22 protein-coding genes and 1 tRNA gene are annotated in these 16,852 nt (G+C 65.3%); 8 read left to right on the plus strand and 15 right to left on the minus strand.

Going from position 1 to position 16,852, the window contains the following annotated elements:
- Positions 1-60 precede the first annotated feature (60 nt).
- From rplS to K3172_RS10860, 4 genes are read right to left on the minus strand one after another with little or no spacing between them, the layout of a single operon-like run.
- Positions 61-429, minus strand: a complete 369-nt coding sequence (rplS, locus tag K3172_RS10845; RefSeq protein WP_221589939.1) for a 50S ribosomal protein L19 — start codon at positions 427-429, stop codon at positions 61-63.
- 13 nt (positions 430-442) lie between these two features.
- Positions 443-1,168 (minus strand): tRNA (guanosine(37)-N1)-methyltransferase TrmD, encoded by a 726-nt coding sequence (trmD, locus tag K3172_RS10850; RefSeq protein ID WP_221589941.1) that lies wholly within the window; start codon positions 1,166-1,168, stop codon positions 443-445.
- On the minus strand, positions 1,165-1,503 hold the full coding sequence (locus K3172_RS10855) for a hypothetical protein (RefSeq protein ID WP_221589943.1): 339 nt from the start codon (positions 1,501-1,503) through the stop codon (positions 1,165-1,167). The genes trmD and K3172_RS10855 overlap by 4 nt, the downstream gene beginning before the upstream one ends.
- Positions 1,497-2,444 carry a carbon-nitrogen hydrolase family protein gene (locus tag K3172_RS10860; RefSeq protein WP_221589945.1) on the minus strand — a complete coding sequence of 316 codons (948 nt, stop codon included), beginning with the start codon at positions 2,442-2,444 and terminating at the stop codon, positions 1,497-1,499. Before K3172_RS10860 ends, K3172_RS10855 begins: the two co-directional genes overlap by 7 nt.
- A gap of 54 nt (positions 2,445-2,498) precedes the next feature.
- On the opposite strand from K3172_RS10860, the gene K3172_RS10865 reads away from it, so the two are divergent.
- Positions 2,499-3,413 (plus strand): NAD(P)/FAD-dependent oxidoreductase, encoded by a 915-nt coding sequence (locus K3172_RS10865; RefSeq protein ID WP_221589947.1) that lies wholly within the window; start codon positions 2,499-2,501, stop codon positions 3,411-3,413.
- On the opposite strand, the gene rimM is transcribed toward K3172_RS10865, so the two are convergent.
- The 5 genes from rimM to K3172_RS10890 form a co-directional block, all read right to left on the minus strand.
- Positions 3,410-3,895: a ribosome maturation factor RimM gene (gene rimM / locus K3172_RS10870; RefSeq protein WP_221589949.1), complete on the minus strand. Its 486-nt coding sequence runs from the start codon at positions 3,893-3,895 to the stop codon at positions 3,410-3,412. The genes K3172_RS10865 and rimM overlap by 4 nt on opposite strands.
- A gap of 9 nt (positions 3,896-3,904) precedes the next feature.
- A complete protein-coding gene (gene rpsP / locus K3172_RS10875; RefSeq protein ID WP_221589951.1) occupies positions 3,905-4,405 on the minus strand; it encodes a 30S ribosomal protein S16 in 501 nt (166 codons plus the stop codon).
- A gap of 34 nt (positions 4,406-4,439) precedes the next feature.
- Positions 4,440-5,915 carry a signal recognition particle protein gene (gene ffh, locus K3172_RS10880; protein ID WP_221589953.1) on the minus strand — a complete coding sequence of 492 codons (1,476 nt, stop codon included), beginning with the start codon at positions 5,913-5,915 and terminating at the stop codon, positions 4,440-4,442.
- 241 nt (positions 5,916-6,156) lie between these two features.
- Positions 6,157-6,232, minus strand: a tRNA-Ala gene (locus K3172_RS10885).
- Positions 6,233-6,323: 91 nt separating this feature from the next.
- The gene (locus K3172_RS10890; protein WP_221589955.1) at positions 6,324-6,665 is read right to left on the minus strand and encodes a TIGR02300 family protein; all 342 of its coding nucleotides are present in this window, start codon (positions 6,663-6,665) and stop codon (positions 6,324-6,326) included.
- Positions 6,666-6,835: 170 nt separating this feature from the next.
- Here K3172_RS10890 and aroA point away from each other — a divergent pair, with 170 nt between their 5' ends.
- The 7 genes from aroA to K3172_RS10925 all read left to right on the plus strand — a co-directional run bounded on the left by aroA (position 6,836) and on the right by K3172_RS10925 (position 13,553).
- Positions 6,836-8,143 (plus strand): 3-phosphoshikimate 1-carboxyvinyltransferase, encoded by a 1,308-nt coding sequence (gene aroA, locus K3172_RS10895; RefSeq protein ID WP_221589957.1) that lies wholly within the window; start codon positions 6,836-6,838, stop codon positions 8,141-8,143.
- Positions 8,140-8,400: a CBU_0592 family membrane protein gene (locus tag K3172_RS10900; RefSeq protein ID WP_345725645.1), complete on the plus strand. Its 261-nt coding sequence runs from the start codon at positions 8,140-8,142 to the stop codon at positions 8,398-8,400. The genes aroA and K3172_RS10900 overlap by 4 nt, the downstream gene beginning before the upstream one ends.
- Positions 8,397-9,032: a (d)CMP kinase gene (locus K3172_RS10905; protein ID WP_221589959.1), complete on the plus strand. Its 636-nt coding sequence runs from the start codon at positions 8,397-8,399 to the stop codon at positions 9,030-9,032. Before K3172_RS10900 ends, K3172_RS10905 begins: the two co-directional genes overlap by 4 nt.
- Complete coding sequence (locus K3172_RS10910; protein ID WP_345725646.1) at positions 9,029-9,646, plus strand: DUF2238 domain-containing protein; 618 nt, start codon at positions 9,029-9,031, stop codon at positions 9,644-9,646. The genes K3172_RS10905 and K3172_RS10910 overlap by 4 nt, the downstream gene beginning before the upstream one ends.
- 372 nt (positions 9,647-10,018) lie before the next feature.
- Positions 10,019-11,722 (plus strand): 30S ribosomal protein S1, encoded by a 1,704-nt coding sequence (gene rpsA / locus K3172_RS10915; protein WP_221589961.1) that lies wholly within the window; start codon positions 10,019-10,021, stop codon positions 11,720-11,722.
- 96 nt (positions 11,723-11,818) lie between these two features.
- Entirely contained in the window at positions 11,819-12,574 is a 756-nt protein-coding gene (gene gloB / locus K3172_RS10920; protein ID WP_221591131.1) for a hydroxyacylglutathione hydrolase, read from the plus strand.
- Between the two features lie 4 nt (positions 12,575-12,578).
- The gene (locus K3172_RS10925; RefSeq protein WP_221589963.1) at positions 12,579-13,553 is read left to right on the plus strand and encodes an NADPH:quinone oxidoreductase family protein; all 975 of its coding nucleotides are present in this window, start codon (positions 12,579-12,581) and stop codon (positions 13,551-13,553) included.
- Here K3172_RS10925 and K3172_RS10930 read toward each other — a convergent pair.
- The 6 genes from K3172_RS10930 to K3172_RS10955 all read right to left on the minus strand — a co-directional run bounded on the left by K3172_RS10930 (position 13,550) and on the right by K3172_RS10955 (position 16,810).
- Positions 13,550-14,110 carry a PepSY domain-containing protein gene (locus tag K3172_RS10930; RefSeq protein ID WP_221589965.1) on the minus strand — a complete coding sequence of 187 codons (561 nt, stop codon included), beginning with the start codon at positions 14,108-14,110 and terminating at the stop codon, positions 13,550-13,552. The genes K3172_RS10925 and K3172_RS10930 overlap by 4 nt on opposite strands.
- Before the next feature lie 118 nt (positions 14,111-14,228).
- A complete protein-coding gene (locus tag K3172_RS10935) occupies positions 14,229-14,804 on the minus strand; it encodes a F0F1 ATP synthase subunit B family protein (RefSeq protein WP_221589967.1) in 576 nt (191 codons plus the stop codon).
- Positions 14,797-15,291: a F0F1 ATP synthase subunit B family protein gene (locus K3172_RS10940; protein WP_221589969.1), complete on the minus strand. Its 495-nt coding sequence runs from the start codon at positions 15,289-15,291 to the stop codon at positions 14,797-14,799. Before K3172_RS10940 ends, K3172_RS10935 begins: the two co-directional genes overlap by 8 nt.
- 82 nt (positions 15,292-15,373) lie before the next feature.
- The gene (locus K3172_RS10945) at positions 15,374-15,601 is read right to left on the minus strand and encodes a F0F1 ATP synthase subunit C (RefSeq protein ID WP_040964046.1); all 228 of its coding nucleotides are present in this window, start codon (positions 15,599-15,601) and stop codon (positions 15,374-15,376) included.
- Between the two features lie 39 nt (positions 15,602-15,640).
- Entirely contained in the window at positions 15,641-16,435 is a 795-nt protein-coding gene (locus tag K3172_RS10950; protein WP_345725647.1) for a F0F1 ATP synthase subunit A, read from the minus strand.
- Between the two features lie 54 nt (positions 16,436-16,489).
- Positions 16,490-16,810, minus strand: coding sequence for an AtpZ/AtpI family protein (locus tag K3172_RS10955; RefSeq protein WP_221589971.1), 321 nt, complete (start codon positions 16,808-16,810; stop codon positions 16,490-16,492).
- Between the last annotated feature and the right edge of the window lie 42 nt (positions 16,811-16,852).

The following is a 16,852-nucleotide window of genomic DNA, read 5'->3' on the forward strand; positions in this document are numbered from 1 at the left end:
CGGCACCCATATCCGGGAGCCGCCCTTTCTTTTGTCTCGACCTTGTCGCGAGCGAGGCGCTTACGCCTTCGGCGCGGTAACCTTGCGCTCGGCGATGCGGGCGCGCTTACCGGTGCGGCCACGCAGGTAGTAGAGCTTGGCGCGACGCACGACGCCGCGGCGAACCACGGTGATGCTGTCGACGATCGGCGAGTAGAGCGGGAACACGCGTTCCACGCCTTCGCCGAAGCTCATCTTGCGGACGGTGAAGTTGCTGCCCATGCCGCGGTTGGAGCGAGCGATGACAACGCCTTCGAAATTCTGGACACGTTCGCGCGTGCCTTCGATGACCTTCACGCCGACGCGGACGGTATCACCGGCACGGAATTCGGGGATGTCCTTCCCGAGGTTCTCGATAGCTTCCGCTTCGAGCTGCTGAATGAGGTTCATGGAACCGCTTCCTTCAATCTTTTCGCCGCGCGCCAGAGGCAGGCTGGTCCCGATCGCCACTGTAGCGATCCCAAAGGTCCGGCCTGCGTAACCGTGTGTCGTCTTCGCTCCTTGCCTTGCGCCAAGCAGCGATTTTCGCATGATCCCCCGATCGCAGCACTTCAGGGATCGTGCGCCCTTCCCATTCCTGAGGTCGGGTATATTGCGGATATTCCAGGAGGCCGTCCTCGAACGACTCCTCGTGCCCGCTTGTGGGCGCGCCCATTACTCCGGGAAGCAGGCGAATGCAAGCGTCGAGAATCGCCAGCGCGGCGGGCTCTCCGCCCGAGAGGACGATGTCGGCCAGACTGATCTGTTCGATCTGCGGATAGTGCTCGAACAGGCGCTCGTCGAACCCTTCGAACCGGCCGCACAGGATGGTGACGCCGGGGCCCTCCGCAATGGCGCGAATGCGCTCCTGCGTTATCGGTTTCCCGCGCGGCGTCATGGCGAGGATCGGACGCGCATCGGCTATGCTTTCGATGGCCGCGCCCAGCACATCGGGCTTGAGCACCATGCCCGCCCCGCCGCCTGCCGGCGTATCGTCGACCGTGCGATGCTTGTCCGTGGCAAAATCGCGGATCTGGACGGTCTCGCACGACCAGTCCCCCCGCTCGAGCGCCCTGCCCGCAAGCGACACGCCCAGCGGCCCGGGAAACATCTCGGGATAGAGGGTGAGGATGGTGGCGGCGAAGGTCATTTCGAGTACCCGTCAGTATCCTCGTCGGGGCGATCCAGCATCCTGCTCGCCGCGCCGTGCAATGCGAAGATGACCAAGGTGCTTGTGACCCAAATCCAGAACGTCTCATGAAGAGCACCGATAATCGTTATGCCACCAGCAGGCCCCCCTTCGGCGGGATCAAAGCCCCAGCGAAGCTCGATGGTTCCCAAGGTGAGCACCGGCGCTAAAAGCAACGTTGTGATCGCAGCTCTTCCACGAGCAATCTCAAGATCACGACCAGAGCGATACCAAGTAAGCATACCGAGTATAGCAACGACGCTAGCGGCAGGAATGATGAAGGGCCAGCCTACCATTTCACACCTTCCCTTGGGCGCGTGTCGATAGAGAGTTCGAAGACATCGGGCCGCGAATAATGACCATCGGTGTCCAGGCTCGCCAGTCCCTGCCCGATCTCACCAAGGTCGAGTTCCGCGACCAGCGTCTCCTCGCCCTCACCCGCCTGCGCGATCACGCTGGCATCGGGCGCCGCGATCAGCGACCCGCCGCGGTTGAGGGTGTCGGCGGGGATGGCCTCGATCAGTTCGCGCGCTGCGTCGTTCCCGCCGGCGCGCTCAAGCCCATCGAACAAATCGTCCTTCGCCTGTACCAGCCCTGCCGCCAGCACGAAGCAGCGTCCCTCCATCGCGTAGTGGCGGCTGGCGATGGCATATTGCTCGCGCACCGTCGGCCAGGCGGCGACATGCACGCTTTCGCCGAGGTTGTGCATCGCCGCGCGCGCCAGCGGCATCCAGTGCTCCCAGCAGATCAGCGAGCCGACGCTGCCCCATTCGGCCTGGTGCACGCCGAGTGTCGAGCCGTCGCCGCGCATCCACACCAGCCGCTCGCCATGCGTGGGCACGAGCTTGCGGTGGTCGAGCACCGGCAGGCCCGGGCGGAAGGTCAGCTGGTTGTTGTAGAGGCTGCGCCGCACCCGCTCATGCGCGCCTATCGAGATCACCGCGCCGCTTTCGTCGGCGAGCTCCTGCAGGGGCAGCAGCCGCTCGTCATTCGGCACCACCGCCTGTTCGAGCAGGATGCGGTGCAGCGCGCGCGTGCCGGGATGGTCCCACAGCGCCGCGCCGGGCGCCTCGTCGAGCCACAGCGGATAACCGCCGAGGAAGGTCTCGCCGAAAGCGACCACCCTCGCCCCGCCTTCCACCGCCTCGCGGGCGAGACGGACAGCCTTGTCGATCCCGTCGCCAATCGAGAGCGGTACGGGTGCGGCCTGGACGATGGCGACGGGAAGCATGGTCATGCGCGTTTGCTAGCCGCATGGGCACCGCATGGCCATCCCGCGCGTAGTGGCGGCATGGAAACGGACGATTGCATCATCGTGGGCGCAGGCCCGGCAGGTCTCACAGCCGCGATCTATCTCGCGCGCTACCACCTTTCGATCCGCCTGTTCGATTGCGGCACCAGCAGGGCAAGCTGGATCCCGACGAGCCACAACCATGCGGGCTTTCCGGACGGCATCAACGGCAACGAACTGCTCGAACGCATGCGCGAGCAGGCCGCGAAATACGGCGCGCTGCGCGAGCCCAAGCGCGTGACCGATCTCCGGCGCGACGGCGACTGTTTCATCGTTTGCTGCGACGAGGAGGAATTTCGCGCCCGGACGGTGCTGCTAGCGACGGGGGTGGTGAACAACCGGCCCGACGGGATCGAAGAGCAGCTGCATGACGAGGCATTGTCCCGCGGACTCATCCGCTACTGCCCCGTCTGCGATGGGTACGAGGTGACCGACAAGCGGGTCGCCGTCATCGGCACGGGCGACCACGGCACGGCGGAGGCGCAATTCATCCGCACCTACACGCAGGACCTGACGCTCGCATCGCCCGGCGGCGATCACGATCTTTCGGACCAGTGTTCGGACGCGCTCGACGAAGCGGGCATTGCACGGGTCGCGGGCCCATGCGGCGGCTTCGCCATCGAGAACGGGCAGATCGCCTTCGACACGGCGGAGGGGCGCATGGCGTTCGACAGTGTCTATCCGGCGCTGGGATCGAAGGTCCGCTCGGGGCTTGCGGTGGCGTGCGGTGCAAAGGTGAGCGAGGACGATTGCATCCTCGTCGACGATCATCTCGAAACCAGCGTGCCGGGGCTGTTCGCAGCCGGAGACGTCGTGCTCGGGCTGGACCAGATCAGCCATGCGATGGGGCAGGCAGGCGTCGCCGCCACGACGATCCGCAATCACCTGGCGGAGAAAGCCCCGCTGCGACGCTAGTCGACGAAGTCGGCGTTGACGGTCAGCGAGTCCTTGTCCCACGCGGGCACGGCCTGCGCGGTCAGCGGCACCATGAACTTCTTGCCGTCGGGCTTCTCGATCTCGACGATGTCGGTCGCGCCGAAGTTCTCGACCGCGCAGACACGGCCGACCGGCTCGCCCTTGTCGGTGATCACGGGAAGGTCGAGCAGGTCGGAGAAGTAGAACTCACCCTCCTCCAGCGCCGGCAGTTCCTCGCGGGAAACGGTAAGGGCGGTGCCGCGCAGCTGCTCGGCCGCGGTGCGATCCGGCACCTCGGCAAAGCGCGCGATGGCACCGCCCTTGTTGTCGCTGCGGATTTTCGCGAGGGTCAGCGCGCCCCCGTTGAAACTGACGTGGGCCTTGAGGGCATCGAGGCCCTCGCCCAGCAGTTTCAGGCGGACTTCGCCCGCCACGCCATGCGCACCGGTGACGGCGGCCAGCGTGAGGGGCTTGTCCGGCATCGGAACGGCTTACTCGGCCTTTTCTTCGGCTGCGTCTTCAGCCGGAGCGTCTTCTGCAGCCGCTTCCTCGGCGGGAGCTTCTTCAGCAGCAGCTTCTTCAGCCGGAGCTTCGGCAGCGGCAGCTTCTGCGTTCTGAGCCTCTTCCTCGGCAGCCTTGGCGGCTTCTTCGGCTTCAGCGGCCTTGGCGGCCTTTTCCTCGGCGCGTTCCTTGGCGGCTTCGCCCGGCTCGGCCTTCTTCGGGTTGTTGCGCGGCGCACGCTCGAGGATGCCGGCGGCATCGAAGAAGCGGTGGACGCGGTCCGACGGCTTGGCGCCGACCGACAGCCAGTGACGCGCGCGGTCTTCGTTGAGCTTCACGCGTTCGCCCGAATCCTTCGGCAGCATCGGGTTGTAGGTGCCGATCTGCTCCAGGTACTTGCCGTCACGCGCCGAACGCGAATCGGCGACGACGATGCGGTAGTAGGGGCGCTTCTTGGCACCACCACGCGAAAGACGGATTGCAACTGCCATTTGATATTACCTTTCGAAAATAAACGTCTGAATTCTATTTTTTCTTGAGCAGGTCCTGCAGGTCCGGCGGAAGCGTGTTCATGTCCACGCCAGGACCGCCCTTGCCGCCGCCCATTCCGGGCAGGCCTGCGCCCGGCCCGCCGAGGCCCGGCATCGCCGCCCCCAGGCCCCCGCCGCCGAACAGCGCGCCGAGGCCCTTGAGGCCGCCCATCTTCTTGATCTGCTTCATCGCGCGCGACATCTCCTGGTGCATCTTCAGCACCTTGTTGACGTCCTGCACCTGCGTGCCCGAGCCGGCCGCCACGCGCTTCTTGCGCTTGGCGTTCAGCAGTTCGGGGCGCTTCCTTTCCTTCGGCGTCATCGAGCCGATGATGGCATCCATGTGCAGCAGGACGCGGTCGTCCATGCCGCTCGCCGCCATCGCCGCCTTGGCCTTCTTCATGCCGGGCATCATGCCCGCGAGCATGCCGAGACCGCCCATCTGCTGCATCTGCCTAAGCTGCATGCGAAGATCGTCGAGGTCGAACTTGCCCTGCGCCATCTTCTTGGCGAGCGCTTCGGCCTCGTCCTGCTTGATCGTCGCCGCGGCCTTTTCGACCAGCGACACGACATCGCCCATGCCCAGGATGCGGCCCGCGACGCGTTTGGCATCGAAGGCCTCGATCGCGTCGAGCTTTTCGCCCGTGCCGGCGAACTTGATCGGCTTGCCGGTGACGTAACGCATCGACAGCGCGGCACCGCCGCGCGCATCGCCGTCCATGCGGGTCAGCACCACGCCGGTCAGCGGCACTTCGCCGGTAAAGCTCTGCGCCACGTTGACCGCGTCCTGGCCGGTCAGGCTGTCGACCACCAGCAGCACTTCGGTCGGCGCGGAGACGCCCGCGATTGCCTTCATCTCTGCCATCAGCGCTTCGTCGACATGCAGGCGGCCCGCCGTGTCGAGCAACAGCACGTCGGCGGATTGCAGCCTGGCGCTGTCCATCGCGCGGCGGGCGATATCGACCGGCTGCTGGCCTTCGATGATCGGCAGCGTCGCGACCTCGACCTGCTCGCCGAGCACCTTGAGCTGCTCCTGCGCGGCCGGCCGGTTGACGTCGAGCGACGCCATCAGCGCCTTCTTGCCGTGCTTTTCCCTGATCAGCTTGCCGAGCTTCGCCGTCGTCGTCGTCTTGCCCGAACCCTGCAGGCCGACCATCATGATGACCACAGGCGGCTTGGCAGCGAAGTTCAGCTCCGCCGGTTCGTCACCGCCGAGCATCTCGGTGAGCTCGTCGCTGACGATCTTGACGACCTGCTGGCCCGGAGTGACCGACTTGAGGACTTCCGAACCGATCGCCTTTTCGGTGACCGCATCGATGAAGCGGCGGACGACCGGCAGCGCGACATCGGCCTCGAGCAGGGCGATCCGCACCTCGCGCATCGCCTCACGCACGTCGTTCTCGCTCAGGGCGCCGCGGCCCTTGAGCTTGTCGAACACATTGCCGAGACGATCGGACAGGTTGTCGAACACGTGCCTACTCCAAACCCCGGCGACGCGAACGTGGCCGGACATTACCTTCCGGTCGCTTCCCGAACCGAAAAAGTGGTGCCCCTTTTTCTGGGAAACTCCCGGAAACGCGAAAAACGCCGGCGGACGAGAACTCGTCGGCCAGCGTGGGGATATTCCCCTGTAAACCCAAACTCTTGCCCGGGTGTGGTGGAAGCAAGCCGCAGCCGTCGCCACGGCCTGCTACCATCAAACTCGGTGGAAATGGTGGAGCCTAGCGGGATCGAACCGCTGACCTCTACAATGCCATTGTAGCGCTCTCCCAGCTGAGCTAAGGCCCCGAGCCATTTCTTGCCGACGCGTCCTGGGAGGCGCGTCACCCTTGCGGGAGGCGCCCAATATAAGGGGCCTCACCGCAATGCAACAGCAAAATTAGCTTTCGTCGACGTCGTCGTCGTCGCCCTTGGACTTCGTCTCGACGCCGAGGTCGTCGTCGCCGCCGAGGTCGACTTCGTTGTCGGGCGAATCATCGTCTTCGTCGATGTCGATATCCAGATCGTCATCGTCGTCGCCGCCCAGATCGCTATCCGCCTCGGCGTCTTTCTTCTTGGACTCTTCCTCGGCAAGGATCGGCTGCTTCGACTTGAGCACCGGCTCGGGCGTCCACTCTTCACCGCATTCGATGCAGGTGACGGGATCTTCCTTGTTCAGATCGTAGAAGCGGGTGCCACAGTTCGGGCAGGTCCGCTTGGTGCCCCATTCCGGTTTGACCATGTGTAATCCTTGGCTTTCCGCCCCCGGCAGGTGCGCCGCGGGCCGTGAATTCGTAATTGGTGTGATGGGTTCCCGACAGGCGGGAATCAACTGCGCGCGCGCCTTGCCAGACAGATTTCGCGCTGTCAAAGCGCAGGTCGCTTCCGACGACCCCAGACCCGCGAGATTGTGTGACCGCCCATCGTTTTCAACCCTCCCGACCGCTGACCGGCCGCATTCGCGTACCGGGCGACAAGTCGATCAGCCACCGTTCGCTCATGTTCGGGGCGCTGGCCGTGGGCCGCAGCCGGATTTCGGGCCTGCTCGAAGGCGAGGACGTCCTCGCCACCGCCGCTGCCCTGCGCGCGATGGGCGCCAGGATCGAGCGCGACGGTGACGACTGGATCGTCGACGGCGTCGGCATCGGCGGGTTGCTCCAGCCCGAACAGGCGCTCGACATGGGCAATTCGGGCACCTCGACGCGGCTGCTGATGGGCCTCGTCGCCAGCCACGGGATCACCGCCGCCTTTACCGGCGACGCCAGCCTTTCCAAGCGCCCGATGGGCCGCGTGATCGACCCGCTCTCGACCATGGGCGCAAGCTTCACCCCTTCGCCCGGCGGCACGCTGCCGCTCATGATGGAGGGCATGCAGCCCGCCGTGCCGATCGAGTACCGCCTCCCCGTCGCGAGCGCACAGGTGAAGAGCGCGGTCCTGCTGGCCGGGCTCAACACGCCTGGCACCACCACCGTGATCGAGCCCGTGCCCACCCGCGACCATACCGAGCGCATGCTGCGCGGTTTCGGTGTCGCTGTGACGGTCGAGGAAATCGATGGCGAGAAGCACATCTCCGTCACCGGCCCGGTCGACATGACACCGTGCGACATCGTGGTCCCCGGCGATCCGTCCTCGGCCGCCTTCTTCGCGGTCGCGGCCAGCGTTGTGCCGGGCAGCGACCTCGTGATCGAGAACGTCGGCCTGAATCCCACCCGTAATGGCATCTTCCGTGTGCTCGGGCAGATGGGCGCGAGCATCGACTATCTCGACGAACGCGAAGTCGGCGGTGAGCCGGTGGCCGACCTGCGCGTCCGGCATGCAGCCCTCAAGGGTATCGAGGTCGATCCCGACATCGCGCCGAGCATGATCGACGAGTTCCCCGTCCTGTTCGTTGCAGCCGCGCTGGCCGAGGGCACCACCGTGACGACCGGCCTCGAGGAATTGCGCGTCAAGGAAAGCGACCGGCTCTCCGCGATGGCAGCAGCGCTCACGCTTGCGGGCGCGTCTGTCGAAGAGACGCCCGACGGCCTGACGATACACGGAAGCGGCGGCGCCCTGCTCCCCGGTGGCGGCCCGGTCACGACCCATCTCGACCACCGCATTGCCATGAGCATGGCGGTGGCCGGCCTCGCGAGCAGCGCGGGCGTCGCGGTCGACAGCACCGAACCCATCGCCACCAGCTTCCCGAACTTCATGGCCCTGCTCGCCGAGGCCGCGGCGTGAGCGATGCCCTGGACATCTACACCGCCGTGGGCTTCGTCGGCATGGCCTGCATCATCGGGGCCTATGCCTACCTCACATGGAAGGACGAGCCGAACCCCTTCATCCTCCACGGCACCAACCTGACGGGTGCCGCGCTGCTGACCGTCTCGCTGCTCGTCCACACCAACTGGCCGAGCCTCGTGCTCGAAGGCTTCTGGGCAGCGATCGCGCTGTGGGGCTTGTGGAAGGCGCTCAAGTCGCGCAGCAAGCCGGCATGATCATCGCCGTCGACGGACCGACTGCATCGGGCAAGGGCACCATCGCCAAGGCGCTGGCGGCGCACTTCGGCCTGCCGCATCTCGATACCGGCCTGCTCTATCGCGCGGTGGGGCGTCAGGTATTCCTGGACGGCGGCGACCCCGACGACGGCGGCGATGCGTTGGCCGCGACCAGCTTTCCCGACAGCCTGCTGGGCGATCCGCACCTGCGCGACGAGGCGACCGGCGGCCTCGCCAGCCGCGTCTCGGTGCATCCGGCCGTCCGGCAAGCGCTCTACGAACGCCAGCGCAGCTTCGCCATGCAGCCGGGCGGCGCCGTGCTCGACGGGCGCGATATCGGGACCGTCATTGCGCCCGAGGCCGAAGTGAAGCTGTTCGTCACGGCCAGCGTGGAGGCGCGCGCGCAGCGCCGCTTCCTCGAAATGCGCGAGCGCGGCGTGCACGTAACCCTGCTCGAGATCGAGGACGATTTGCGCCGCCGCGACGAACGCGATACCAATCGCGCGGTCGCGCCGCTCGTTCCGGCCGCGGATGCCCTGGTGATCGACACGAGCACACTGAGCCGCGAGGAGGCCTTCGCCGCGGCGCTCGATGCGGTGAATGCAGCCACCGGGCAGCAGCCCTGCCCGTGACCAAGCGCTACCGCCGCAATCTCGTCATCCTCACCGCCGTCTGGGCGGTGGCCCTCCTCGCTTCGGGCTGGTCGCCCTTCGACCGCGCGACATGGTGGATGGAGGTCGCACCCGCGCTCATCGCCCTGCCCATCCTGTGGGCCAGCGCGAGACGTCTCCCGCTTACCACGCTGGCGTTGGGGCTGATCGGCTTTCATGGTCTCGTCCTGATGCTAGGCGGCGCTTACACCTACGCCCGGGTGCCGGTGGGCTTTGCGGTGCAGGATTGGTTCGACCTTGCCCGCAATCCATATGATCGGTTCGGCCATTTCATCCAGGGCTTCGTCCCGGCGATCGTGCTGCGCGAACTGCTGGTGCGCCTCGGCCTGCTGAAGCGCGGCGCGCTGCTGGCGGTGCTCGTCATGGCCTGCTGCCTCGCGGTGAGCGCCGCCTACGAACTGATTGAGTTCGGTGCGGCGATGGCGCTTGGCCAGGGCGCCGACGAGTTCCTCGGCACGCAGGGCGATCCGTGGGACACGCAGTGGGACATGCTGATGTGCCTGATCGGCGCGGCGACCGCGCTGTCTCTCCTGACGGCCACGCACAACCGCCAGCTCGACCGTCTCGGCGCATAGCGCTTTCCTACACTCGCGCGGTTCTGGCAGGCGATCAGCCATGCTCCTCACACCCGCCCGCAATCGCCCGGAAATCCGTCGCTTTTGCCCTCTCGCTGACGCTTGCGCCTTTTTCCCGTATGGACAGTGGTCCATGCGGTCCATGTGTAGGGCCAGCACTGCCGCAAAACGCTTGCTTTTCGCAGGTCTTTCGCCTAGGCGCGCGCCCGTCCCGAACATCTCTGCGATCGAACGGACCTTCGCGGCGGCATCCGGCCCCGCGGAGCAGTCGGCCCTCTTGCCCCGTTAGCCCCGCAATTGTGCGGGAGACGGAGAAAGACCCCGGGAAAACCGGTGGCCGGTAGCAAAACGAACGTTAGGACTACACACCACATGGCAACTGCAGCCAATCCGACGCGCGCCGATTTCGAGGCGATGCTCAACGAACAACTCGGCGGCGCCGGCGACGAAGGCTTCGAAGGCCGCGTCGTCAAGGGCACCGTCACCAATGTCGAAAACGGCTTTGCGATCATCGATGTCGGCCTGAAGAGCGAAGGCCGCGTCGACATCAAGGAATTCATGCGCGGCGAAGGCGACGAAGCACCGAAGATCGGTGACGAAGTCGAAGTGTTCGTCGACCGCGTCGAAAACGCCGACGGCGAAGCCATGCTGTCGCGCGACCGCGCCCGCCGCGAAGCCGCCTGGGACAAGCTGGAAAGCGAATTCGGCGAAGGCAAGCGCGTCGAAGGCCGCATCTTTGGCCGCGTCAAGGGCGGCTTTACCGTCGATCTCGACGGCGCCGTGGCCTTCCTGCCCGGTTCGCAGGTCGACATCCGCCCCGTGCGCGACGTCACCCCGCTGATGGACATGGCCCAGCCCTTCCAGATCCTCAAGATGGACCGCCGCCGCGGTAACATCGTCGTCTCGCGCCGCGCGGTTCTCGAAGAAACCCGCGCCGAACAGCGCAGCGAGCTGATCGACAAGCTGGCCGAAGGCCAGGTGATCGACGGCGTGGTCAAGAACATCACCGACTACGGCGCCTTCGTCGACCTCGGCGGTATCGACGGCCTGCTGCATGTCACCGACATGAGCTACAAGCGCGTCAACCACCCGAGCGAAATGATCGAAATCGGCCAGACCGTGACCGTCCAGATCATCCGCATCAACGAAGACACGCAGCGCATCAGCCTCGGCATGAAGCAGCTGGAATCGGATCCGTGGGACGGCGTCGCCGCCAAGTACCCGGTCGGCATGAAGATGACGGGCACCGTTACCAACATCACCGAATACGGCGCCTTCGTCGAAATCGAGCCGGGCATCGAAGGCCTGGTCCACGTTTCGGAAATGAGCTGGACCAAGAAGAACGTCCACCCGGGCAAGATCGTTTCGACCTCGCAGGAAGTCGAAGTCATGGTCCTCGAGGTCGACAGCGAGAAGCGTCGCATCAGCCTCGGCCTCAAGCAGGCCCAGCGCAACCCGTGGGAAGAGTTCGCGGAGAAGCACCCGGTCGGCTCGAAGGTCTCGGGCGAAGTCAAGAACGCCACCGAATTCGGCCTGTTCATCGGCCTCGACGGCGACGTCGACGGCATGGTCCACATGTCGGACATCGCCTGGGGCATCTCGGGTGAAGACGCGCTCGCGCTGCACCGCAAGGGCGAGCAGGTCGAAGCCGTCGTACTCGACGTCGACACCGACAAGGAGCGCATCAGCCTCGGCATGAAGCAGCTCGAAAAGGGTGCACCGACCGAAGCCGGCGCCGGCAGCTCGCTCCGCAAGGGCGAAACCGTCACCGTCACCGTCCTCGAAGTCCGCGATGGCGGCCTCGAAGTGCAGGTCGGCGAAGATGGCGCAACCGGCTTCATCAAGCGTTCGGACCTCGGCCGCGACCGCGACGAGCAGCGTCCGGATCGCTTCCAGCCGGGTGCCAAGGTCGACGCCATGGTCACCGGCTTCGACCGTTCGAAGAAGCCCAACTTCTCGATCAAGGCGCGCCAGATCGCCGAAGAGAAGGAAGCGGTTGCACAGTTCGGTTCGTCGGATTCGGGTGCCTCGCTCGGCGACATCCTCGGCGAAGCGCTGAAGAAAAAGGAAGACTAAGCTCTTCCCACCCTTGTCAGGGTAATCAGGAAGGCCCGCTTGCGATACCCGCAGGCGGGCCTTTCCTACGTCGGCAGGGCGTCCTACACTGGCCGGATGCTAGACGTTCACCAGTTCCCCTGCCTATCCGACAATTACGGATACCTGCTCCACGATCCCGCCAGCGGCGAAACCGCGGCGATCGATACGCCCGACGGCAAGGAGTACCTGCGCCAGGCAGAGGCCAAGGGCTGGACGATCACCCAGATCTGGAACACGCACTGGCATCCCGACCATGCCGGCGGAAATGCCGATATCGTCGCAGCAACGGGTGCTACGGTGGTGGCCCCGCAGGAGGTCGAGAAGATCGCGAAGATCGACCGTGTCGTCGGCAATGGCGACAGCGTTTCACTGGGCGAATGGACCGCGCGCGTGATCGACGTCTCGGGACACACCAACGGCCACATCGCCTATTACATCGCCGATGCGGACTTGGCCTTCGTCGGCGACAGCGTGTTCGCACTCGGCTGCGGGCGCATGTTCGAAGGCGAGCCGGAGCAGTTCTGGCACTCGCTCGAGCGGATCCGGCAGTTGCCCGACAAAACCCTGCTCTATTGCGCGCACGAATACACCGCGGCGAACGCCAAGTTCGCGCTGCACGCGGACCCGGACAATACCGAGCTCAAGCTCTACGCGGCGCAGGTCGAGGAGAAGCGCGCCAAGGGCACGCCGACCGTCCCGACCGTCCTCTCGCGCGAGCTGCTCACCAACCCCTTCCTGCGCGCCGGCGACCGCGCGATGCGCGACCGCTGGGGCGGGAGCAGCCCGGCAGAGACATTCGCTGCGCTGCGCGCGGCGAAGGACAATTTCTGAGGCCGTGAAAGCGCTCCTCGTCAGCGAACTCACGCCGGACCTTTCCGGGGTCGAGCTGGTCGAACAGGAGCGTCCTGCCCCTGCCGAGGGCGAAGTGCTGGTGCGGATCCGGGCGGCCTCGCTCAACTATCCGGACCTGCTGATGACGCAGGGCAAATACCAGTTCAAACCCGACCTACCTTTCGTTTCGGGCCTGGAAATGGCCGGAGAGGTCGTCGAGGTTGGCCCGGAAAGCGGTTTCGCCGTCGGCGACCGCGTGATGGGCGGAGCGAAGACCGGAGCCTTCGCGGAGTGCGTCGCCCTGCCTGCGCGCTCGCTGAGGCGGATTCCCGAGGGTCTCGGCTACGCGCAAGCAGCGTCGATGGGTGCGGCCTACCACACGGCCTATGTCGCGCTGGTCGAACTGGGCGGGCTCAAAGCGGGACAGAGCGTACTGGTTCACGGCGCGAGCGGGGGTGTAGGCCTCGCAGCCTGCGATCTGGCGAAAGCGCTGGGCGCGAAGGTCATCGCCGCAACACATCGCGAGGACAAGATCGAGGCGTTGGAGCGGATCGCCAGGCCCGACGCGGTCATCCTCAACACCGGCCGCTTTCGCGAACAGATTGCCGAACTGACCGACGGCCGCCTGTGCGACCTCGTCTACGACCCCATCGGCGGCGACGTGTTCGACGAAAGCACGCGCTGCGTCACCTTCGGCGGCAAGCTGCTGGTAATCGGCTTTGTCGCAGGGCGCATTCCCCAGATAGCCGTCAACATCCCGCTGATGAAAGGCTTCTCGGTCGTCGGCGCGCGGGCCGGGGAATACGCGCGCCGCTTCCCCGAGCGTGGCAAGCTCATCGCGGCCGAGGTCGACCGGCTCGCCAGCGCAGGCGCAATCACGCCGCATATCGACCGCGTGCTGCCCCTCGCCTCCTGGCGCGAGGCGTTCGAAGCCATGCAGCGCGGCGAGATCGTCGGGAAGATCGTGCTGGAGCCCTAGCCCAGCATCACAAAGCCGACGAAAGCCAGCAGGCCGAGTACGCTCGAATTGATCGTGATGCGCCGCCAGGCTTTCACCTGCAGGCCGAGGATCACCCCGCTGAGGACGAGGAGCAACAGCACGATGGCAAGCGCGGTCGCATAGACCTTGAAGAAAGTGCTGCCCTTGGCCTTGTGCAATTGCACCAGCCAGCGGTGCAGCGTCGCTTCCTTGACGGTCACCTCGGCGAGACCGGGATTTCCGGTCCCCGAAATTTCGATCTCGGTGCGCGCGCCACTCCAGGAGAAACTCTCGTCCGCACCCTCGCCGCGAATCCGGCCTTCACCGCTCGGCAGCGCGGTGCCGCGTTCCGCGAGGACGGTCTCGGCCAGCGCCTTGTACGCCGCCGCGTCGCCAGCGACCAAAGGCTGCGCGAGTTCGACCGTGACCGTCTCCTCCCGCCATTCGCCGGTATTGCCCCAGGTGTAGAGCGCGCCCGTACCGAGAAACATGAGGATGGCCGGGAACATGAAGGCTGCAGCGATGAGGTGCAGCTTGGTCAGGAGTACGCGATTCACGAAATATCCCTTCTATTTGCGAATGCCTCGCAATCGCGATGAACTGCGCGACGTAAAGAAAAAAGCGCGCAATGCCCTCAGCATCACGCGCTTCAATCTTTTGGACGCGAGGACCCGATCAGATCCCGGCGATCACCTTGTCGGCCAAAGCCTTGTCGGCTTCCGCGTCGTGCTTTTCGGCAATGAGCTTGCGGCTAGCCTGCGTCGCGGCGGTCGCGGCGCGGTTGCGGACGTCCTCGACGGCTTCGCGCTCGGCGGCGGCGATCTTGTCCTCGGCCATGCGCTTGCGGCGTTCGACCATCGACTTGCTGTCGGCTTCGGCCTTTTCAAGAATCGCGTCGGCCTCGTGCTGCGCATTGGCGAGCATGGCTTCAGCGTCCTTCTCGGCTCCGGCAATCTTGGCCGAATATTCGTCACGCAGGGCTTCCGCCTCCGCGCGCAACTGCTTGGCCTCGTCGAGCTGAGACTTGATCGCGGCGATCCTGTTGTCGAGCCCGCCGGCGATGGTCTTGTGAACCTTGGCGAAGACGAAAGCGATCAGCAGCAGCACCGCCATCGCAATCGACACCCACTGGTAGGGCGCAAGACCCAGCAGCTGGGGTTCGACATGCGTCGGCGCGCCGCCGTGGCCGTCCTCGACAAGGACTTCCGCGCTATCGGTGGCGAACACTTCGGGTGCTCCGGGATTAGCCATGGTTCATGGCCTCCTTCACGGCCTTGGTCGCGGCAGGCTTCGTCACTTTCACGCCGGCAAGCCGCGAAACGATGTCCTGCGCCGCTTCGACGGCGACCGATTCCACTTCGGCCAGCGCGGCAGTGCGGGCTTCGGCGATGCGGGTCTCGGCTTCGTCCAGCTTCGAGTCGATGCGGGCCTGCGCCGCCTTGAGCTTCTTTTCGGACTTGGCCGCAGCCTCGTCCTTCGCCTTGGCAACGATCGCCTGCGCCGAAGCGCGGTTCTCGTTTTCGCGCACCCGCCAGGCGTCTTCCTGCGCATCGGCGGCATCGCGGGCGGCCTTGGCGGCGGCGAGGTCGCCGGCGATCTGGCTATCGCGATGGGCAACCGTCTCCATCACCTTGGGGACCATGCCCCGGCCGATGACGAAGAAGGTAAGGCCGAAGAAGATCAGCAACCAGAAGACTTGGCTGGACCATGTTTCGGCAAGCTGTGCTATCTGTGGCATGTCAGCTCTCGAAAAGCGGGGGCACGGAATTCAGGCGGCCGGTCGAGGATGGCCCCGACCGACCGCATCGATCGATTTCGTCTTAGGCGACGAAGATCAGGATCATCGCAACGACGAACGCCAGCAGGCCGAGAAGTTCGGCAGCGGCGAAGCCGATGAAGAGGCGGCCCTGCTGGCCGTCGGCAGCGCCGGGGTTGCGCAGCGCGCTTTCGAGGAACGAACCGAAGACGTTACCCACGCCGATGGCGGCCATGCCGGCACCGATTGCAGCGAGACCGGCACCAACCAGCTTTGCAGCTTCAACTTCCATGATAAACTCCTTTGGGAAACAAGTATCTGTGAGACAAACTTAGTGAAGGTTCTCGGCGTCGTTGATGTACAGCGACGTCAGGAGAGCGAAAACATAGGCCTGGATGCCGGCCACCAGCAGCTCGAGCGCGCAGATGCCGATCATCAGGATGAAGCTGGGCAGGCCGACGAGGAAGCCGAAGCCCACGCCCGCGCCCCAGCCGTCGATCACGAAGCTCGACAGCACTTCGAGCAGGACGTGGCCGGCCATCATCGCGACGAACAGTCGCAGGCCGAGGCTGAAGGGACGCACCATGAACGAGATAAACTCGATCGGCGCGATCACCGGTACCATCGGCCACGGGGTGCCGTGCGGCACGAAGAGCGAGAAGAAGTGCAGCCCGTGCTTCCAGAAACCGACCAGCAGGACGATCGAGAAGCTCATGATCGCCAGCACGCCGGTAACGGTGAAGTGGCTGGTGAAGGTGAACGGGTGAAGGCCGACCACGCCCAGCGGCATGAGGCCGAGCAGGTTGGCGAAGAGGATGAACATGAACAGGCTGAAGATATAGGGCACATACTTGCGCCCGGCCTTGCCGACGTTTGCTTCGAGCATGTCGTCGATGAAGCCGGTGAAGGTTTCCACCATCATCTGCCAGCGGCCGGGGACAAGCTCGCGCTTCATGCCGCCGAGCACAAAGAGGAACAGCACCACGGTGGTGATGAGCATCCACAGCGCACTGTTGGTGAAGGCGATGTTGAGTCCCGTCCCGCCAAGCTCCCAGCCCTCCGAACCGAAAAGCGGTTCGATGGTGAACTGGTGCATCGGGTCGACTTTGGCCTGTTCGGCTGACACGTCCGGTAAGTCCCTAATCCATGTGAACAGCGCCCCGAAGTCCCGTGGACGGGATTACTCGTCGGGGCGCCTGTTTGCCGCGCGGATGATGTTCCTGAAGGCCACCACTATTCCGAGGAACAGGCCGACCAACAGACCCCAGGGATTGGTGCCGGTAAAGTAGCCGATGGCCCAACCGATCACCGCACCGCCGAGAATCCCGCCGAGAAGATCCGCCAGTACCCGGTTGCCGCTGCGATAATTCGCATCGGCGCCCGACATTTGCGGACGGTTGCGCTGCTCTTCACGCTGCTGCGCGGCCTTCAGCCGCTGCTCCAGCGCATCGATCCGCGCATCTTCGTCAATGGGCTCACGTGCAGGCTTGTCGTCGCTCATGCCTTGCTCCTTTTCAGGGGGTTGCGCGGCACGGGCACGGAC

The organism is Qipengyuania proteolytica, assembly GCF_019711565.1.
Lineage (GTDB): Bacteria > Pseudomonadota > Alphaproteobacteria > Sphingomonadales > Sphingomonadaceae > Qipengyuania > Qipengyuania proteolytica.

What these genes read in the sequence shown, in the direction of transcription:
- rplS (WP_221589939.1), bottom strand. Translation starts at nt 429, where the DNA reads ATGAACCTCATTCAGCAGCTCGAAGCGGAAGCTATCGAGAACCTCGGG.
- trmD (WP_221589941.1), bottom strand. Translation starts at nt 1,168, where the DNA reads ATGACCTTCGCCGCCACCATCCTCACCCTCTATCCCGAGATGTTTCCC.
- K3172_RS10855 (WP_221589943.1), bottom strand. Translation starts at nt 1,503, where the DNA reads ATGGTAGGCTGGCCCTTCATCATTCCTGCCGCTAGCGTCGTTGCTATA.
- K3172_RS10860 (WP_221589945.1), bottom strand. Translation starts at nt 2,444, where the DNA reads ATGACCATGCTTCCCGTCGCCATCGTCCAGGCCGCACCCGTACCGCTC.
- K3172_RS10865 (WP_221589947.1), top strand. Translation starts at nt 2,499, where the DNA reads ATGGAAACGGACGATTGCATCATCGTGGGCGCAGGCCCGGCAGGTCTC.
- rimM (WP_221589949.1), bottom strand. Translation starts at nt 3,895, where the DNA reads ATGCCGGACAAGCCCCTCACGCTGGCCGCCGTCACCGGTGCGCATGGC.
- rpsP (WP_221589951.1), bottom strand. Translation starts at nt 4,405, where the DNA reads ATGGCAGTTGCAATCCGTCTTTCGCGTGGTGGTGCCAAGAAGCGCCCC.
- K3172_RS10890 (WP_221589955.1), bottom strand. Translation starts at nt 6,665, where the DNA reads ATGGTCAAACCGGAATGGGGCACCAAGCGGACCTGCCCGAACTGTGGC.
- K3172_RS10905 (WP_221589959.1), top strand. Translation starts at nt 8,397, where the DNA reads ATGATCATCGCCGTCGACGGACCGACTGCATCGGGCAAGGGCACCATC.
- rpsA (WP_221589961.1), top strand. Translation starts at nt 10,019, where the DNA reads ATGGCAACTGCAGCCAATCCGACGCGCGCCGATTTCGAGGCGATGCTC.
- gloB (WP_221591131.1), top strand. Translation starts at nt 11,819, where the DNA reads ATGCTAGACGTTCACCAGTTCCCCTGCCTATCCGACAATTACGGATAC.
- K3172_RS10935 (WP_221589967.1), bottom strand. Translation starts at nt 14,804, where the DNA reads ATGGCTAATCCCGGAGCACCCGAAGTGTTCGCCACCGATAGCGCGGAA.
- K3172_RS10940 (WP_221589969.1), bottom strand. Translation starts at nt 15,291, where the DNA reads ATGCCACAGATAGCACAGCTTGCCGAAACATGGTCCAGCCAAGTCTTC.
- K3172_RS10945 (WP_040964046.1), bottom strand. Translation starts at nt 15,601, where the DNA reads ATGGAAGTTGAAGCTGCAAAGCTGGTTGGTGCCGGTCTCGCTGCAATC.
- K3172_RS10955 (WP_221589971.1), bottom strand. Translation starts at nt 16,810, where the DNA reads ATGAGCGACGACAAGCCTGCACGTGAGCCCATTGACGAAGATGCGCGG.